Source organism: Actinoplanes derwentensis, assembly GCF_900104725.1.
GTDB lineage: Bacteria > Actinomycetota > Actinomycetes > Mycobacteriales > Micromonosporaceae > Actinoplanes > Actinoplanes derwentensis.
In genome coordinates, this window is the sequence record NZ_LT629758.1 from 4,604,974 (window position 1) to 4,620,832 (window position 15,859).

At 70.7% G+C, this 15,859-nt stretch carries 10 protein-coding genes; all 10 read left to right on the top strand.

Annotated features, from left to right (window positions below; genetic code table 11):
- The first annotated feature begins 11 nt into the window (after positions 1-11).
- The 10 genes from BLU81_RS49910 to BLU81_RS20460 all read left to right on the top strand — a co-directional run bounded on the left by BLU81_RS49910 (position 12) and on the right by BLU81_RS20460 (position 15,859).
- Positions 12-1,634 (top strand): serine/threonine-protein kinase, encoded by a 1,623-nt coding sequence (locus tag BLU81_RS49910; protein WP_092546146.1) that lies wholly within the window; start codon positions 12-14, stop codon positions 1,632-1,634.
- 308 nt (positions 1,635-1,942) lie between these two features.
- A complete protein-coding gene (locus tag BLU81_RS20420) occupies positions 1,943-2,719 on the top strand; it encodes a nucleotidyl cyclase domain-containing protein (protein ID WP_092546147.1) in 777 nt (258 codons plus the stop codon).
- The gene (locus BLU81_RS20425; protein ID WP_092546148.1) at positions 2,716-5,031 is read left to right on the top strand and encodes a hypothetical protein; all 2,316 of its coding nucleotides are present in this window, start codon (positions 2,716-2,718) and stop codon (positions 5,029-5,031) included. The genes BLU81_RS20420 and BLU81_RS20425 overlap by 4 nt, the downstream gene beginning before the upstream one ends.
- On the top strand, positions 5,028-7,025 hold the full coding sequence (locus BLU81_RS20430; RefSeq protein ID WP_092546149.1) for a vWA domain-containing protein: 1,998 nt from the start codon (positions 5,028-5,030) through the stop codon (positions 7,023-7,025). The genes BLU81_RS20425 and BLU81_RS20430 overlap by 4 nt, the downstream gene beginning before the upstream one ends.
- A gap of 40 nt (positions 7,026-7,065) precedes the next feature.
- The gene (locus BLU81_RS20435) at positions 7,066-8,877 is read left to right on the top strand and encodes a hypothetical protein (RefSeq protein WP_157751699.1); all 1,812 of its coding nucleotides are present in this window, start codon (positions 7,066-7,068) and stop codon (positions 8,875-8,877) included.
- Entirely contained in the window at positions 8,874-10,004 is a 1,131-nt protein-coding gene (locus BLU81_RS20440; protein ID WP_157751700.1) for a hypothetical protein, read from the top strand. The genes BLU81_RS20435 and BLU81_RS20440 overlap by 4 nt, the downstream gene beginning before the upstream one ends.
- On the top strand, positions 10,001-12,457 hold the full coding sequence (locus BLU81_RS20445) for a hypothetical protein (RefSeq protein ID WP_092546152.1): 2,457 nt from the start codon (positions 10,001-10,003) through the stop codon (positions 12,455-12,457). The genes BLU81_RS20440 and BLU81_RS20445 overlap by 4 nt, the downstream gene beginning before the upstream one ends.
- Positions 12,454-14,181, top strand: a complete 1,728-nt coding sequence (locus BLU81_RS20450; RefSeq protein ID WP_092546153.1) for a vWA domain-containing protein — start codon at positions 12,454-12,456, stop codon at positions 14,179-14,181. The genes BLU81_RS20445 and BLU81_RS20450 overlap by 4 nt, the downstream gene beginning before the upstream one ends.
- Positions 14,182-14,231: 50 nt before the next feature.
- Positions 14,232-14,906, top strand: coding sequence for a vWA domain-containing protein (locus BLU81_RS20455; RefSeq protein ID WP_092546154.1), 675 nt, complete (start codon positions 14,232-14,234; stop codon positions 14,904-14,906).
- A gap of 38 nt (positions 14,907-14,944) precedes the next feature.
- The gene (locus BLU81_RS20460) at positions 14,945-15,859 is read left to right on the top strand and encodes a protein phosphatase 2C domain-containing protein (protein WP_092546155.1); all 915 of its coding nucleotides are present in this window, start codon (positions 14,945-14,947) and stop codon (positions 15,857-15,859) included.

Below are 15,859 nucleotides of genomic sequence, written 5' to 3' on the forward strand. Positions count from 1 at the left end.
ACAGTGCCCGGGTGACTTCACCGCTGCGCCCCGAGGATCCTCGATACCTGGGCCGGTACGAGCTGATCAGCCGCCTCGGCGAAGGCGGCATGGGAGCGGTCTTCCTCGGTCGCGGCCCGGCCGGGACGCTGGTCGCCGTCAAGGTGATCAAAGCCGAGCACGCCCGTGACGAGAACTTCCGGGCCCGGTTCCGCAGCGAGGTCAACCGGGCCCGCGAGGTGCCCGCGTTCTGCACCGCCGAAGTCCTGGACGCCGACCCCGACCACGAAACGCCCTACCTGGTCGTCGAATACGTGGACGGGCCCAGCCTCGCCGACGTGCTGCGCGACCACGGGCCCCTGCGCGGCGGCCGGCTGCACAGTTTCGCCGTCGGAGTGGCGTCCGCATTGGTGGCCATTCACAGCGCCGGCATCATCCACCGCGACCTGAAACCCGCGAACGTGCTGTTCGCCCTCGGTTCCCCGAAGGTGATCGACTTCGGGATCGCCAAGGCCGTCGAGGCGACCAGCCATCACACCCGCGCGCAGGAGGTGGTCGGCACTCTCTCGTACATGGCCCCGGAGAGACTCGCCCCGGCCACCGGCCAGGAGCTGACTCCGGCTGCCGACATCTTCGCCTGGGGGGCCGTCGTCGCCTACGCCGCCACCGGCCACAACCCGTTCGCCGCGGACAATCCGATGGCCACCGCCGCCCGCATCCTCACCCGGTCACCTGACCTGAGCGGCCTGCCGCCCGCCCTGGCCGCGATCGTGGCCCGCGCCCTGGCCAAGGATCCCGCCCACCGGCCGACCGCCCGCGAACTGCTCCTGGAACTGACCGGCGGCTCCGCCGACAGCCCGACCGACCCGATCGAGATGTGGACAGACACCCCTACCGTCCGGGGCGGCCGACCCGGGCCGAAGAGCCGTGACCGGCGGCGCGTCGCCGCCGCGGCAGCCGCGGTCGTGCTGCTCGTCGCCGGCGGATCCTGGGCCGGCACGCGACTGGGCGACAGCCACCGCAGTTCGGCGGCCACCGGTGCCGCTCCCGGCGGCTCCTCGGCCCCGGCGCCCGCGGTGCGGCTGTCCGCGAAGGAGCTCTTCGACCCGCTGACCGCGCCGGCGCTGTGGCGGCCGTTCACCGACGAGAACGGCGCCACCTGCGATTTCGACTCCGGGCTGGTCATCAAGACCACGTTCATGGCCCAGTGTGACAGCGGTCCCGGTCAGGTCTTCGAGGGCGACACCCACATCGAGGTCCGTACGGAGATGACGGTCGACAGCGAGACGATCATCTGGTTCCGTCTGAGCCCCACGGGCAGCGACGGTTACCTGGCGGGCGTCAGCGCCGAGAACGTCTCCCTGTCCCATGTGAACGACGGCGTGCTGGACTACTCGGAGCAGCTCAACTCGAACCTGGGAACACTGACCAGACTCGACATCGAGGACAACGGCGAGCACCTGATCAGCGTGGACGTGGTCGGGCGCACCGCTGAGGTCGCGGTGGACGGCAAGACGATCCTGACCAACGACCTCTCCCTCGGCCGCGCCGCCGGCCCGCGCCACACCAGCGGCCGGGTCACCTTCGGCGCTTCCGGAGGCACCGGCGACGCCGTCACGGTCACCCTCAGAGACGCCCACGTCACGGTCCCCTGACGCCGAGCCCGTATTCCGCCGGCGACAGAAGAACCGGCGACAGTAACGCCACTGCAGTGGGAATCTCTCATCCTTTTGGGCGACTTAACCCATTGTCGACCGAACGTACCATCATTGCTTGCGAACGTACTGCGGCTCAGCGTCCGCACAGGGCATCGGAAGCCACCATCGGTCACTGTCTTCCGTGGACCTCGCTCGACAGAATTCCAGGCAGGGCGCAAGCCGTGCGGCAATACGCCAGATGTCCTTCTCGATGTCGGCCGCGGACGGTAAACCCTTCCTCCTGAGGCCAAACATGTGAGGACCCGATGGCGCAACGCCCGTTCAGTTCGTTGATCGTCTTTTTGGATATCGCGGAGTTCGGAAAGCGCCCGGATTCCGTGGCGGCGGAACTCCGCGAGTCGTTGTACAAGATGGTCGGTACCGCGATCAGCGAGTCCGGCTTGACCGCCGACGAACCGGCGATCGAGGACCGCGGCGACGGCATGCTGATCCTGCTGCCCCGTACCGGCCCGATCGAGGTCCTCGGCCGTTTCCTTCACGAATTGGAGACCGAGGTGGGACATCGGGCGAAGTCCCGCACGCCCGAGTACCGGATGCGTCTGCGGATCGCCGTCAACTCCGGCTTCGTCTGGCACGACGGCAACGGCTGGATCGGCGCCGCGATCAACCACGCGGCGAGGCTGGTGGACTCCACCGCGGTCCGTGCCGTCCTCGGCGACCACCCGGCCGCGCACATCGCGGTGATCGTCTCGGACGATCTCCATCACGGGGTGATCGCCCAGGGACACGCCGCGCTCGACGCCGGCGCCTATCGCGAGTGCCGCGTGATCGACAAGGAGGTCGACGCGCGGGCCTGGATCCGGATCCCCACCGCGCCGGCGGGCAGCCCACCACCGGCGCCGGACACCGGGGGCCCTGACGACCGGGCCGGCCACCGCGAGCCCGAGGCCCCGGCGAGCGGCATCGGGTCGGTGCGGGCCCAGAACATCGGCAACGTCTTCGGCGGGCCGGTCCGGGCCCGGGACATCATCGGCACCCAGAACCGGACAGCCGCACCCCGGCCCGAGCGGACCGACCGATGACGGCGCCGGCAGACCCCGAGACCACAGCCCGCCCCGCCCCGCCCGACGGGGCCCCACCACTGCGCCCCACGGGATCGGCCACGCCCAACGGGGCGACCGCACCCACCGCTCCGCCGTCACCGGCCGGAGACGGTGGCGCCGCCGGCCCGGCCGATCCGTCGCTCGCCGCCAACCGCGGGACCGTCCGCAAAGCCGTCGGAGACGCGGGGAACATCTCCGACCGGCACAAGCTCACCGAATCGGCGATCGAGGCGCTGTCCATCGGAAACGCGTTCGCCGGTGAGGCGAGCGCGGCCCGGGACATCGTGGGCTACCAACTCAAGGCGTACTTCGGAACCGGCACCGACATTCGGCCCGGTGAACTGCCACGCCACCTGGTCGAGGCCGCGGAGAAGGCCTACGCCGGCCGGAAAGAGCTGCTGGCAGTGATCGAGCGGTACACCGACCGCCGCGCCGTGATCATCTGTGCCGACCCGGGACACGGGAAGGTCGCCGCCGCGATCCGGCTGTTGCGACACCGCGGCGTCCAGAAAATCCTGCTGCTCAACTCGGACGAGAACCTGGAGCGGCTGGAACAGCTCGAGGACGACGCGGGATACATCCTGAGCGACCCGAGCGAGGCGACCGCATTGAGCGCGTACGCCCTCAGCGCTGTGACGTCCCGGCTGGAGGCCCACCGGGCCCATCTGGTCGTCACCGTGTCCGGCGAGGCGCTACTAGGCGAGGAGGATCTACTCGACCTGACGGTGCGCCTGCCACCCCCGCCCGCCCGGGTGGAGGCCCTGTTCAGACACCTCGAATGGCGGCTGCCGGGACACGGCGAACAGTTGCGTGGCGCCGCCGAACTGGCGTCGTTCGTGGCGACGGTCGTGCGCGACGACACTCCGCTGCGCGAGGTCGGCGAACTCGCCCGGGTGATCTCGGACGTGCAGCGGACCCGCGGGGTGATCGACCTCGACGAGGTCCGCAGGCAGATCGACCGGCGCTCCGAGCTGGCCTTCTCGATCTGGTTCGACCAACTCGACGCCGAGACCCGGCTGCATTCGGTCGCGCTGGCCGTGCTCAACGGCCTGCCCAGCGAGTTCGTCATGGACGCGGTGCGCCTGCTGCGCCGCAAGATGGAACCGTCCGTTCCCGGCCTGGTGACCGGCACCGGCAGCGGAGCCGGCACGCCGCTGACCCTGCGGTCCACGATGGACCATTTCAAGACCTCGCGCAGCGAACGACTGCACGCGTTGCGGGCCACCATCGAGCGGAGCTCGGTCCGCGGCAAGCACGGCGCCACCCGCGCCGACATCATGCGGTACCACGACAAGACGTACGCGGCGCAGGTCCTCCGCCGGGCCTGGGCGGAGTTCACCGCACAACGGGTCGTGCTGGACTGGCTCGGGGATCTGGTCATCAGCAAGACCGAGCCGGTCCGGGTCTGGGCCGCCACCGCGCTGGGCGTGCTGGCCACCGAGTCCTTCGAGTACGTGAGCAGCGTGGTGCTGGAACGCTGGGCGCGCAGCGACTCGCCGTGGCGGCGGTCCGCGGCGGCGCACGCCCTGCACGTGCCGGCGGCCGATCCCGAACTCCGGCCGGTGATCCGGCGGATGGTGCGCAGCTGGCTGAACATGCCCGGCGACGGAGACGACGGCGACTTCGGCATCGACGATCAGGACCCCGATCCGCGGGCCCAGGCGACAGCGGCTCTGGCGTACGGGTTCAGCCTCGGCCGGAGCGAACCGGACGAGTCCCTGGCCGCGCTGCACCGGCTGGCGCTGGTCGACGACATCCGCGTCGGCGTGGCCGTCGGCGAGAGCCTCTCCGAGCTGATCCTGCACGACAGCGACCTGCTCGCCGAGCCGATCCTCGCGCTCATCCTGAGTTGGCTGGGCGACTCCGATCGCGAGGCGACCGCGCACCTGACGTTTCTGATCATGGCGACGAACCTGCTGGTCGACGTGCCGCCGGAGACGCCCGGCGGCCCGGTCACCGGATGGCCGCTGTTGCTGCGGCTCGCCGCGGTCCACCCCGAGCTGCGCTACGGACTGGCGAGGATCTGGCAGCACCTGCTGGCGGAGAGCGTCTACCTGCCGCAGCAGGGTGACGAGGTGCTGTTCGAGTGGGCCCGATACGTCGACGCCGACCCCGCCGGCTGCCGGATTCTCGCCGAGATCCTGCGCATGGCCTGTGAGGACGACCCGTTGCTCCGTAACCACCTCCTGGTGGAGACCGCCAACTGGGCCGAGAGCGAGACCGGGAGACCGACACCGAACGCGGCTCAGGCCGCGCAGACCGAGATCAGCCGTGGAGGGCAGGGTCTATGAACAATCAGCCGACGGCGTTGATCGGCAACCCGCAGCCCGTGCCGCGAACGGCACTGGCGAAGCAGGTTCTTCAGCCCAACATCGTGGTCGTCTACGTGACCGCCGACGGTCACCTGGAGCGCGTCGACGGCGGGCGGACACTCAACCTCGCCGAGGGGTTGTGGTCCCGGTACCGCCACCGGATCGACGTCGACACCAGTGACCACGAGATCGAACTGACCATCAACCGGCGGCAGCTCCCGTCGGCCGACCCGGCGTTCCACTTCGAGGCGACGCTGGAGCTCGGCTACCGGGTACACGACCCGGTCGAGGTGGTGAAACGCCGGGTCGGCGGGGACGGGCTGGCCGTCGTGCGAACCCGGCTGCTCGAGATCATCCGCCCGATCTGCCGCTCGTTCGAGATCGGCGGGGTCGGGCAGGCGGAGGCGACGGTCAACTCGCGTTTCCTGCAACCGGTGGTGCTCAGCGAGGGCATCGAGGTGTACCGCTGCCATGCTCAGCTCGAACTCGACGCCGACGCGGCCCGGCACGCGGCTCAGATGCGGACCGCGTCGCAACAGGGTGTGCTGCAGCACATCGAGCGGCGGGAGCAGATCGCCGGCGTCCAACTCGAGGGCGACCTCTCCGCCATGCGCGCGCGGTTCGAAACCGATCAGCTCCGTCACCGGGTCGAAGCGATCGAGGCGCTCAACATCGACGAGCACCGGCTGCTGGAGCTGTTCATCGCGCAGAACCCGAACAACGCCGCCGAGGCCATCAATCTGCTCAACCAGAAGGATCAGGCCCGTCTCCAGCGCGAGGACCTGCAGAACGAGGCGATGCTCAAGAGGTTCGAGTTCCTGATCGCCAACAACCTGCTCAACGGAGCGCAACGGACCTGGATCATCGGCATACTCACGAACCAGGTCGCACCGGGCGGGACCCCGGCGATCACCGTTGGCGGGCCTCATTCGGGCGCCGGCCGGGCGGCTCTGCCCGCGGGCAACGGCGGCGCACCGTCGGCGTCTCCGGTCGTGACCGGCCCGGCGATCCGGCAACAGCCCGCCGCCTCCGCTCCGGCCTCCGATCGCGAACGCGGCGTCATCCGGCTCGGCCCGCCCGCCGTGCCCACCCAAGCCGCTCCGCCGCCGCAGTCCGCCCCGCCCGCCCCGCAGCCCGCGCCCACCCCACAGCCGGCCCACTCGCCGCAACCGGCTCGGCGGCCGGCGACCCGGCCCGCGGCGCGACCGTCCACGGAGACCCCGTCCACGCGGATGCGGCTGCCCCGGTCACCGGAACCGCTGAGCCCAGAGCCGGCTCCGGCTCCGGCAATGCCCGAGGCCGGCACCGGCGGTTCGGTTCACCCGATCTACCTGGTCCTCGACCGGTCGGCCGCGGCCGCGCCCTGGGCTGCCCAGTCGGACGCGGGCCTCGCCGGGCTCGTCCAGCAGCTCGGCGCACAGCACCGGGGCTCCGCCGGGGTCCACCTGTCGGTCATCGGTTTCGGCGACACCGCCCGAATTCTCTCCCCGCTCGGTCCGGTCACACCCGGAACCACCCTGCCGGACCCGGGCTACGGCGGCACAGCGGACTTCGCAGCGGTCTTCGACAGCCTCCTACAGCGCGTCCCCCTCGACGTGAGCGGGCTCAAGCAGGCGGGATACCGGGTGAACCGGCCGATCGTGTTCTTCCTCAGCGCCTCCCCGCCGGGCAGCGACCCGGCCTGGACGTCGGTTCGCGACCGGCTCGCCGACCGGAATGTGCTGCCGGCCGCGCCGACGATGGTGGCCTGCGGGGTGGCGGGGGTCAGCCCCGACGCGATCCGCACCGTGGCCACGCGCCCCGAGTTCGGTTTCGTCGCCGACGCGCAGATCGACCCCGCCACCGCGGTCACCGCGTTCTGGCAGTCGGTCACGACCAGCCTGGTGTCGTTCGCCACGGCCCTCGCCCGCGGGGAGTCGGCGCTGGCCGTCGCTCCACCGGAGGGTTTCCGGATCGTGGGCGACGAGGTCTGAGGAGCGAGAACGTGTCTTCCTTCGTCGAGGTGAGCCCCCCGTGACGCGCTGTCCGGTCTGCTGCTGGGCGGTGGACCCACCGGGCCGGCCGTGTCAGGTCTGTGACTGGTCCGGTCCCGAGGACGCGGCCCGGCTGGCCGAGGCGCGCTGCCGGTGGGACCTGCGCGCGGCGCATCTGGCCGCGGCCGGTGACGAGTCGGTAGTGGACAAACTCTGCGATGTGGTCCGCGGCGGCCGACCGGATTTCCGCGTGGTGGTGACGGCCGGTGAGAAGCTGCGCGCCGAACCCGCTCCGGATCCGGACCGGGCGGCGTCGGTGGTGGCCGACCTGCTGGCCGCGCTCGTCATCGACGACCTGCACGCCGTGGCGTTCCTGTGCGTCCGCCCGGACGGGCTGGAGGTGCACACCGCGGACGTCAACGGTTTCCGGATCACCCGGCTGAAGATCCTCGACTGGCACTGGTCCTGGCAGGACCTCGACCAGGATCTCCCGGTCGACCCGGCGCTGCGGCACTTCGCCCTGGCGGGCGGCATCGGCCGGGGTGACGTGCTCGCCGACGGCGACGTCAAGGACGCGGGCTTCGTCCCGGCCCGGATCGTCGACGCGATCTCCCGGGCGCTGCCCGAGATCGCGCTGCCCCGGCGCACCGCGCTGGTGCTGATCAACGGCGCACCGGGATGGACGGTCCTGGACCGGGTCGTCGAACTGCTGGCCCGGCACTACTGGCCGGCGACGACGCTGGCGCATGCGATGGCCGAGAACGCGCACACCCTCCTGCAGGGTCTGGTCCGGCAGGCGCCGGTCGGGCTCAGCCACGACGTGGTGCTGCTCGATCCGCACCCGGACGGTGTCGTCCGCCTGAGCCCGTGGCCGGTGTTCCGGATGGGCGAACGGACCTCGACACCCGGTGAGGTGGAGCTGTACGCCCCGGTCGGTGCGGACGGGCCGGTCTCGTTCGCCCTGGTGGTCCGCGACGACAGCCGGCCCTCCCGGTGGAGGCCGGTGAACATCGTCGCGGTGAACCTGCCGCGCGGGCGCCCGACCCGCATCGGCATCACCTTCGACGACCAGGCCGATCCGGTCTTCACCGGCGCCGAGATCAGCCCGGCGCCGTGGTCCTGGCCGGATCTGTTGCAGGCTGTGCCCCGGCGGCTGGCCGATCACCGGATCGACGTCGTCTTCGCTGTCGAGGCCGTCACCGGTGCGCACCACGACGAACGGCTCGCCCTGGTCCGGGACACCATCACCGCCCTGGACTGCGAGGTCCGCGACGGCGGTTGGGTCCGGGCCGGGCTGATCGTTTACGGGCAGCACTCCTCGTCCGGTCCCGCCGACGGGCTCCTGAGCACCGTCGACCTGACCGACCCGCACACGGTCCGGCAGGCGGCCGCCGTGGTCCACCCGCGGCCGAACACCTACGACCTGGCCGCGGCGCTCGAGGACGCCCTGGCCCGCGTGGTCGCCCAGTCGTGGCGCCCGGACGCGGTCCGGGTCCTGGTGACGGTCGGTAGCCGGCCGCCCTACCAGGACGAACAGCGGATGGACCACGCGCTGCCCTGCCCGGCCCACCATGACTGGCGGGTGCTGACGGATCGGCTCACCGCCGAGGGTGTGCACCGGATAGCGGTGTGGTCCGATCCCGGGTTCGGCACGCTCCCGCACGTTTACCACCCCACCCTGAACCACGCCGCCGCGGCCTGGCGGACGCTCGGCGGCACGGCACGGCTGAACGCCGGGACGGCCTCCGTACCGGAGTTGCTGAACCTGATCGGTGCCACGTTCGTGACGCCCGAGACCCCGCTTCCCTATGCCGCGGCCACCTCGGCCGTGGCTCTTCGGAGGACCACGTGACCATGCCGTACGACACGACGAGCGGCACCGGAGTTCCGCAGCAGAGTTCGTTCCCCGCCGTGGTACGCCCGGGAAGCTCGGCGGTGCCGCCGACAACCGTCCCGGGTGCCACGCCGCCCTCGGTCACTCCGCCCCCGGTCACACCTGCCACGCCGGCCGGCAATCCGCCGTCGGCGCACGGACCGGCGCCGATCCGGTTCGGGCTGTGCGGGGCGCCGTCCGGCGGCAAGACGACGTTCCTCGCGGCGCTGAGCATCGCGGTCGACATGGCCGACCAGCCGCTCGGGCGCTGGCGCATCACCGCGACCGACGACGCCTCGCTGACGTTCCTCACCGAGCGCAAGCAGGATCTCGTGGTCGGCCACCGATTTCCGGCGATCACCAACTCGGTCACGCAGTACCACTGGCAGATCAACGGCGAGCTGCCCAGTACACCCCGCCGTCTGCGCCGCCCGGCACCGGGCGCCAAGGTGAGATTCGACATCGACGTCGAGGACCGGCCCGGCGGTGACTTCCTGCTCAACGGAGCGGCGATCAGCGAGGAGGGACTCAAACGGCTGGCCGTCGCCGACGCGCTGGTCCTGTTGTTCGACCCCACCCGCGACATCGGCCGCACCGAGGGCGCCGAATCCAACTGGATGTTCTTCCACAAACTGTTCGAGACCCTCAAGCTGCGCCTGCGGCAGACCGGCCGGCTCGACGACGGCATCCTTCCGCATCACGTGGCCGTCTGCATCACGAAGTTCGACGATCCGGCGGTGTTCAAGCCCGCGCTGCACCATCGGCTCGTCGACATCGGAGAGGACGGCGTGCCCCGGGTGCCCGACGACCGCGCCGAGGACTACTTCGGTTGGATCTGCCGGGAGATCGACCGCTACTCGATCGACTCGAGCACTCTGCAGTTCCCGAGCATGCTCCGGAGCACGTTCCACGACGACCGGGTGCGCTACTACGCGACCTCGTCGGTGGGTTTCTGGATCGGCCCGAGCGGACGGTTCGAGGCCGGCGATTTCCAGAACACCCAGCTCGTCAACGGCGAGCCCCGGCTGCGGGGCGCGGTACGGCCGGTCAACATCCTGGAACCGCTGATCGCTCTGGAACGCACGATCCGCCGGGAATCACGATGACCGTCACCGACCGGCAGGCCGCCGCCGTCCGCTGGGCCCTGATCGGCAAACGGCCCGGACAACTCGGCGAGTACACCGTGCTGGCCGCCGACGACACCGGGCCCGGCCGTCAGGACTACTACGCTCTCGCCCGGGAACTGGTCCGCAGCAACCCCGGTACGGCGACCGCCGGGCAGACCGACGCGCTGCCGTGGGTCTACTTCGCGCCGGTCACCTCCGGCACCGGCCGGCGCACCGCGGTGGCGTCGATGGAGTGGCCGACCGACGAGGTGCGCGACTCGTCCGGCCGGGCGGCGACCCTGACCAGATACTTCGATCTCGATCCCGAAGTCGTGGCAACCACCGGTGCCGGATACGAGGCGCAGTACCGGGCACTGACGCGCGAGAGCCCGGCGGACGGCACCGGGTTCACGTTCCGCGCCTCGGGACCGGTCCTGGACGAGCTCGCCGGTTTCGTTCACGGCTTCGGCGCCGAACTGCTGATCCAGGCTGCCGCACTGCTGCTCGAAGGTCCGGTGGTGATCGCGCCGGAAGGCCCGATGACCGGGCTGCCCGATCGGATGCGCTGCCTGGACGCGGTCCTCGGCCTGCTCCCGTACGGGATCCGCGACTCCCTGGCGGTCGGCACCTGGACACCCAACGACTCACAGCACGGGTTGCGCCTGGCGTTCAGCAACCGGGTGATGACCGGCCAGCAGATGATCCGCCGCGGCGAGCCGATCACGTTCCGCACCCGGGTCGCCCAGGACTACGCGCACCGCCTCCTGCGGCTGATCGGCGACGGCAGCCGCCGCCGGATCGCCGAGCTGCTCGCCAAACTGTGGGCGAACCGCCGCCCGTACTCGGTGGACCGTCCCGGCGAGGTGCTGGACAGTCTCGCCGATCTGGACCGCGTCTACGCGGTCTACCAGGACCTGATCCGGCGGGCGGCCACCGCCGGCACGGTCGCCGATCTGATGCGGCAACCGGACACCGAGCTGAATCTCGTCGAGCCGGAGATCACCGAGCGCCTGGTGCGCGAGGTACTCGACCACGGTACCGACTACGACCTGCAGGTCCTGGCCCGCTACTGGCCCGTGCCCATGGTCCCGGGCATGGTGGTGGGCGCGGCGCTCACCTCGGCCGAGAGCCGGATGCGGGCGATCTGGCGGCTGGCGAGCGCCAGCGGTCAGCAGACGTGGTTCCTGACCACGCTCATCGCCGGGGCCGATCAGGGGCCGGAGCTGGAACGGGTCGTCACGTTCCTCACCACGGCCACCGACCTGCCGTTCACCGTACTGCTGCAACAGGAACTGCTCGCCCGGCCGGCCGCGGCGGCACGGGTGCTGACGGCTGCCTACCTGTCGCGGGGCGAATCGCTGTCGCGCTGGGCCGAACTGCTCTTCAGCCGGCGGACACCGCTGCCGGTGTGGGCGGAGCCGTTCGCCGCCATGCGAGCCGGCCGGCCGGAGCTGACCAAGGAACAGGCGACGGACAAGATGTTCACCGGCAGCCGTGTCGCCCTCGCGCTGTTCGCGGTCACCGCCGAGGCGGCGGGCGCCGACGTCTTCCTGGAATGCGCCAACGCATGGAGCGTCCTACACAACCAGTTACGGCAGCGTGACCCGGCTCTGGTCCAGCTGTTCCTCCGGATCACCGAGACCACCGGCAGCACGTCCGTGGAGAATCATGCCGCACTCGACCTGCTGCGGCTGGCCGCCGATGTCCCGCTGCGGCACAACCCCGGCCTTCTGAACCCGGATCAGACAGCGAGATACCTGGCCGGGCTCGACGCCAGACTCACTCTCCTGGACGCGTCGCTGGCCGTGGAGTACGCGTCCGGACTGGCCACCGAGGTCACCCGTACGATCCTGGACCGCAATGGCGTCGCGTTCCTGCTCACGTTCGCGGACCGTGTCTCCCCGGCGGCCGCGGCCGCCGTGTTCCAGCGGCTCGCGGAACGGGCGGTGAGCTATCCCGCCGCCATCGCCGAGGTTTCACCCACCGTCCTGGACCGCCTCGTCGAGCTGGTGCCCGGGCTCGGCATCCGGGTGGCGCGCATCAGACTCGGCGAGGCCGTGAGCCGGCAGGTACCCCCCACCGCCATGATCCAGAACTGTGTCCAGGCGCAGGCCGAAGGACTCAGCGTGGTGGAGATCCTGACCGAGATCCGGAACTGGGAGCGGCTCGACTCACCAGCGGAAGTGTTTGCTCTGATCGACGCCCTGTCGGCCGAGGCGCTGAAGATCGGGCTGAAGCCGATCGCCGGCAGCGGGATGGCCTACATCCTCGACGGCCACTGCGGCGAGAACCGTGCCCGGGACTTCTCCCATTGGCTGGCGAACCACGCCGACCTCCTCCGCAGACGGTCCGACTTCCTCGTACAGATCCTCAAGAAGCACAAACCGCCGAAGCCGGAATCGCGCGGCTTCTTCCGGTCCCGATCACCGTCCGACGAAGGAGCGCCATCATGAGAACGACCCGCGCCCTCGCCGGCGCCACCACCCTGGCCTGCCTGCTGATCGTCGCCGGCCCGGGAGCGGCGCCGGCCCAGGCCGATCCGGAGACGCTGCGCGACATCGAACGGTCCGTGGGTATCGACGACATCCCGGCCGACTACGTCATCCTCGCCGACACGTCGCAGTCGATGCGGGAGGACGACCGGTACACGAACCTGAAGAAGAGCCTGCGCGACTTCTTCGCCGCGCTGGCCCCGAACGACACGCTGACGCTCATCACCTTCGACCGGAAGGCCACGGTGGCCTACCAGGGGCCGGTCGGCGACTCGCCGGACGGCCTGGTGGACAAGCTGCCGCCCAGCGCGGACGGTAACGGGACGGACATCGGCGCGGCCCTGGAGAAGGCCGTCGGAGCGCTCGGCCGCACCGGCGCACCCGGTATCGCCAGCGTCGTCCTGGTCACCGACGGCCGGCACGAGCCGCCGAAGGGCAGCCCGTACCCGACCACCTCCGGCTACCGGTGGGGACAGCTCCGCGACCGGGTGCAGGACCTGGACAAGACGGCGCTCCGGTCGTACGCCCTGCCCATCGCCGAGGCGACGGGGGCCGGCTTGATGGCGACCGTGTTCGACCGGCCGCGGAGGCTGGACGCCGCCACGGCCGGGCAGGTCACCGAACTGTTGGAGATCCCCAAGCGGGAGGCACGTGCCGCGAAGGTGCGCGAGGCGGTCGTCCCGGACGACGGCAGAGGGTTGGAGCTGAGCTGGTCGGCCGGAACCCGGGAGCTGGAGCCGGGCGCCAACGACGTCGAACTTGTGGTCCACTCCACCGCCACGGCCGTCCCGCTCGAGCTCAGCGGGCTGTCGGTGTCCAGCGACGACCCCCGGATCCGGGCCCGGCTGACCACCGGCCCGATCACGGTGGATCCACAGGCGACCGTCCGCGTGCCCGCTGTCATCGAGTGGGAGGCCGGAGACCGCGGCTACTCCTACCACGACCCGGCCGACGCCACGACGACCTTGCACGTCACCGGCACGGTCGGCAGCCCGTGGGCCGCGACGCTCGCGGACGACGTGAAACTGCTCCTCAAGCATCCGCTCACCGGAACCGACACGACGGCGACGGGGTCCGCTAACCTCGGCCGGCCGTGGATCTACTACCTCGCCGGCGCGCTGTTTCTCGTACTGATCGGCGCCCTGCTGCTGGCGGCGCACCGGCGGCCGCGGCTGTACGGCGAACTGCTGGTCACGTCGCCCGGAGTCGGTGCGCCCCGGCCGGTACGGCTCAGCGGCAACGGCCGCTCGGCGGAGTTCGGCCGGGCCGAGACCGGCGAGGACCAGCAGATCCGGGTGCGGATGGTGCGTGACGACGGCGAAAAGCAGCTACGGCTGGTGATCGGCGGCGCCGTCCTGCGGTTCAAACCCGAGGCCGAACGGATGCACAAGGGTGTCCTGTACGAGTGGAGCACCAGCGGGCGCCGGCCGACGCCGGTCACGACCCATCCGTACCCCAGCCCGCCGCCTCCGGCGCCTGTTCCGTCACCCGCACCTGTTCCGTCACCCGCGCCCGCACCCGCGGTGGTACCGGCACCGCCGCCTCCGGTAGCCCCGTCTCCCGGGCCGGCCGCCCCCGCCCCGGCACCGCCGCCGCGGACACCGCCCGCACGCCCCACCGGCGGACGTGCCGACGCCGAGGACGAACTACCGGTCAGCGATCCCCGGGGCGCCCGCATCGAATAGCCACCCGCACACGCCGGCAACGGCGTGAGCACCCATCCGAGGAGATTCCCATGAGCCAGCAAATCCTCCCGTTCTACCTGGTCTGTGACGAGTCCGGGTCGATGTCCGGTGAGCCCATCGACGCCATCAACAAGGCGCTTCCCGAGCTGCATTACGAGATCGGCGGCAACCCGGTCGTCTCCGACAAGACCCGGTTCTGCCTGATCGGTTTCTCCAACAAGGCGGAGATCCTGCTGCCGCTGTCGGACATGAGCACGGTGACGTCGATGCCGGCGCTCAAGGCGTCCGGTGGCACCGACTACCGGAAGGCGTTCGAGTTGCTCCGGCAGACCATCAACGACGACGTCAACGCCCTGAAGGCGCAGGGCCACCAGGTCTACCGGCCGGCGGTGTTCTTCCTCTCCGACGGCCATCCCAACAGCAACCAGTGGCAGGAGACCTACCAGGCGCTGAACGATCAGGCTTGGCGCCCGCACCCGAACATCCTGGCCTTCGGTTTCGGCCAGGCCGACCAGCAGACGATTCAGCAGGTCGCGAACACCAAGGCGTTCATGGCCGACGGCACTCTCGGCCCGGCCGCGGCCTTGCAGGAGTTCGCGAAGTCACTGATCCGTTCGATCGTCAACTCCGGGACCCAGTCCGCGTCGAACCAGTCCGAGGGCGCCTCGCTGGTGATGCCCGATCATGTGCCCGGTTTCACGACCATCACCGCGGACCCGGTGTGATCCGCGCCTTCCTGCGTCTATTCAGAAGAAGGAACCCGATGACCGAGGCGCCACCCACCGCCCAGCAGGACGACACCTCCCTGACCACCGACGACTGGCCGGGTGAACCGCTCGTCCTGGTCGGCAATCCCCGCCTCGGCTCCACACCCCGGAGCTTCCCCACCGCTCCGGAGTCGCCGCCAGACTCCATGATCGACGGTCACGAGGTCGCGGATCTGGTGGTCCGGGCGGCGTCGCTGCGCGGCGACGACCACAGGTGGTACGGCGAACCCCGCCAGGACAGCTTCGCCGTGCACAAGCTGTCCACGCCCGGCGGGGAGGCCCTGCTGTGCTGTGTCGCGGACGGTGTGGGCAGCAAACCGCTGTCGCACATCGGCTCAGCGGCGCTGTGCCGTCTCCTCGGGCCGGTGATCGCACCGTACGCCGCCGACCTCCTCGATCCGGAACAGGAGGGGATGCTCCGGACCCGTCTGGCGAGTCTCATCACCGAGGTTTCGAAGTTGCTCGGCAAGAAGGCGGACGAATACCGCGAACAGCCGTCGGCGCTGTCCACCACTCTGGTGGCGGCGCTGTTCGGGCCGGTGACCGGTGGGCGGCGCCAGGCCGTGCTGTTCGCCGTCGGGGACAGCCCGGCCTTCGTGCTGCGGGACGGGATGATCGAGGAGCCGTTCGGTGCGGAGGATCCGGTGGAACTCGCCGGGGGCGCCACCGCCGCTCTGCCCGCGAGTGTGGGCGAGGTGACCGCGAGCGTCGCCGAACTCGCCGCCGGCGACGTCGTCGTGCTCTGCACCGATGGCCTCGGCAACCCGATGAAGAACACCGGCGTCAGCGACAAGATCCTCGCCTGGTGGCAGGGCAGCCCGCCGAACATGGCGGAGTTCTACTGGCAGCTCAGTTTCCGCGCCCAGTCGTTCGGCGACGACCGTACCGCCGTCTGTGTCTGGGTGAGATGA

What these genes read in the sequence shown, in the direction of transcription:
- BLU81_RS20420 (WP_092546147.1), top strand. Translation starts at nt 1,943, where the DNA reads ATGGCGCAACGCCCGTTCAGTTCGTTGATCGTCTTTTTGGATATCGCG.
- BLU81_RS20425 (WP_092546148.1), top strand. Translation starts at nt 2,716, where the DNA reads ATGACGGCGCCGGCAGACCCCGAGACCACAGCCCGCCCCGCCCCGCCC.
- BLU81_RS20430 (WP_092546149.1), top strand. Translation starts at nt 5,028, where the DNA reads ATGAACAATCAGCCGACGGCGTTGATCGGCAACCCGCAGCCCGTGCCG.
- BLU81_RS20445 (WP_092546152.1), top strand. Translation starts at nt 10,001, where the DNA reads ATGACCGTCACCGACCGGCAGGCCGCCGCCGTCCGCTGGGCCCTGATC.
- BLU81_RS20450 (WP_092546153.1), top strand. Translation starts at nt 12,454, where the DNA reads ATGAGAACGACCCGCGCCCTCGCCGGCGCCACCACCCTGGCCTGCCTG.
- BLU81_RS20455 (WP_092546154.1), top strand. Translation starts at nt 14,232, where the DNA reads ATGAGCCAGCAAATCCTCCCGTTCTACCTGGTCTGTGACGAGTCCGGG.
- BLU81_RS20460 (WP_092546155.1), top strand. Translation starts at nt 14,945, where the DNA reads ATGACCGAGGCGCCACCCACCGCCCAGCAGGACGACACCTCCCTGACC.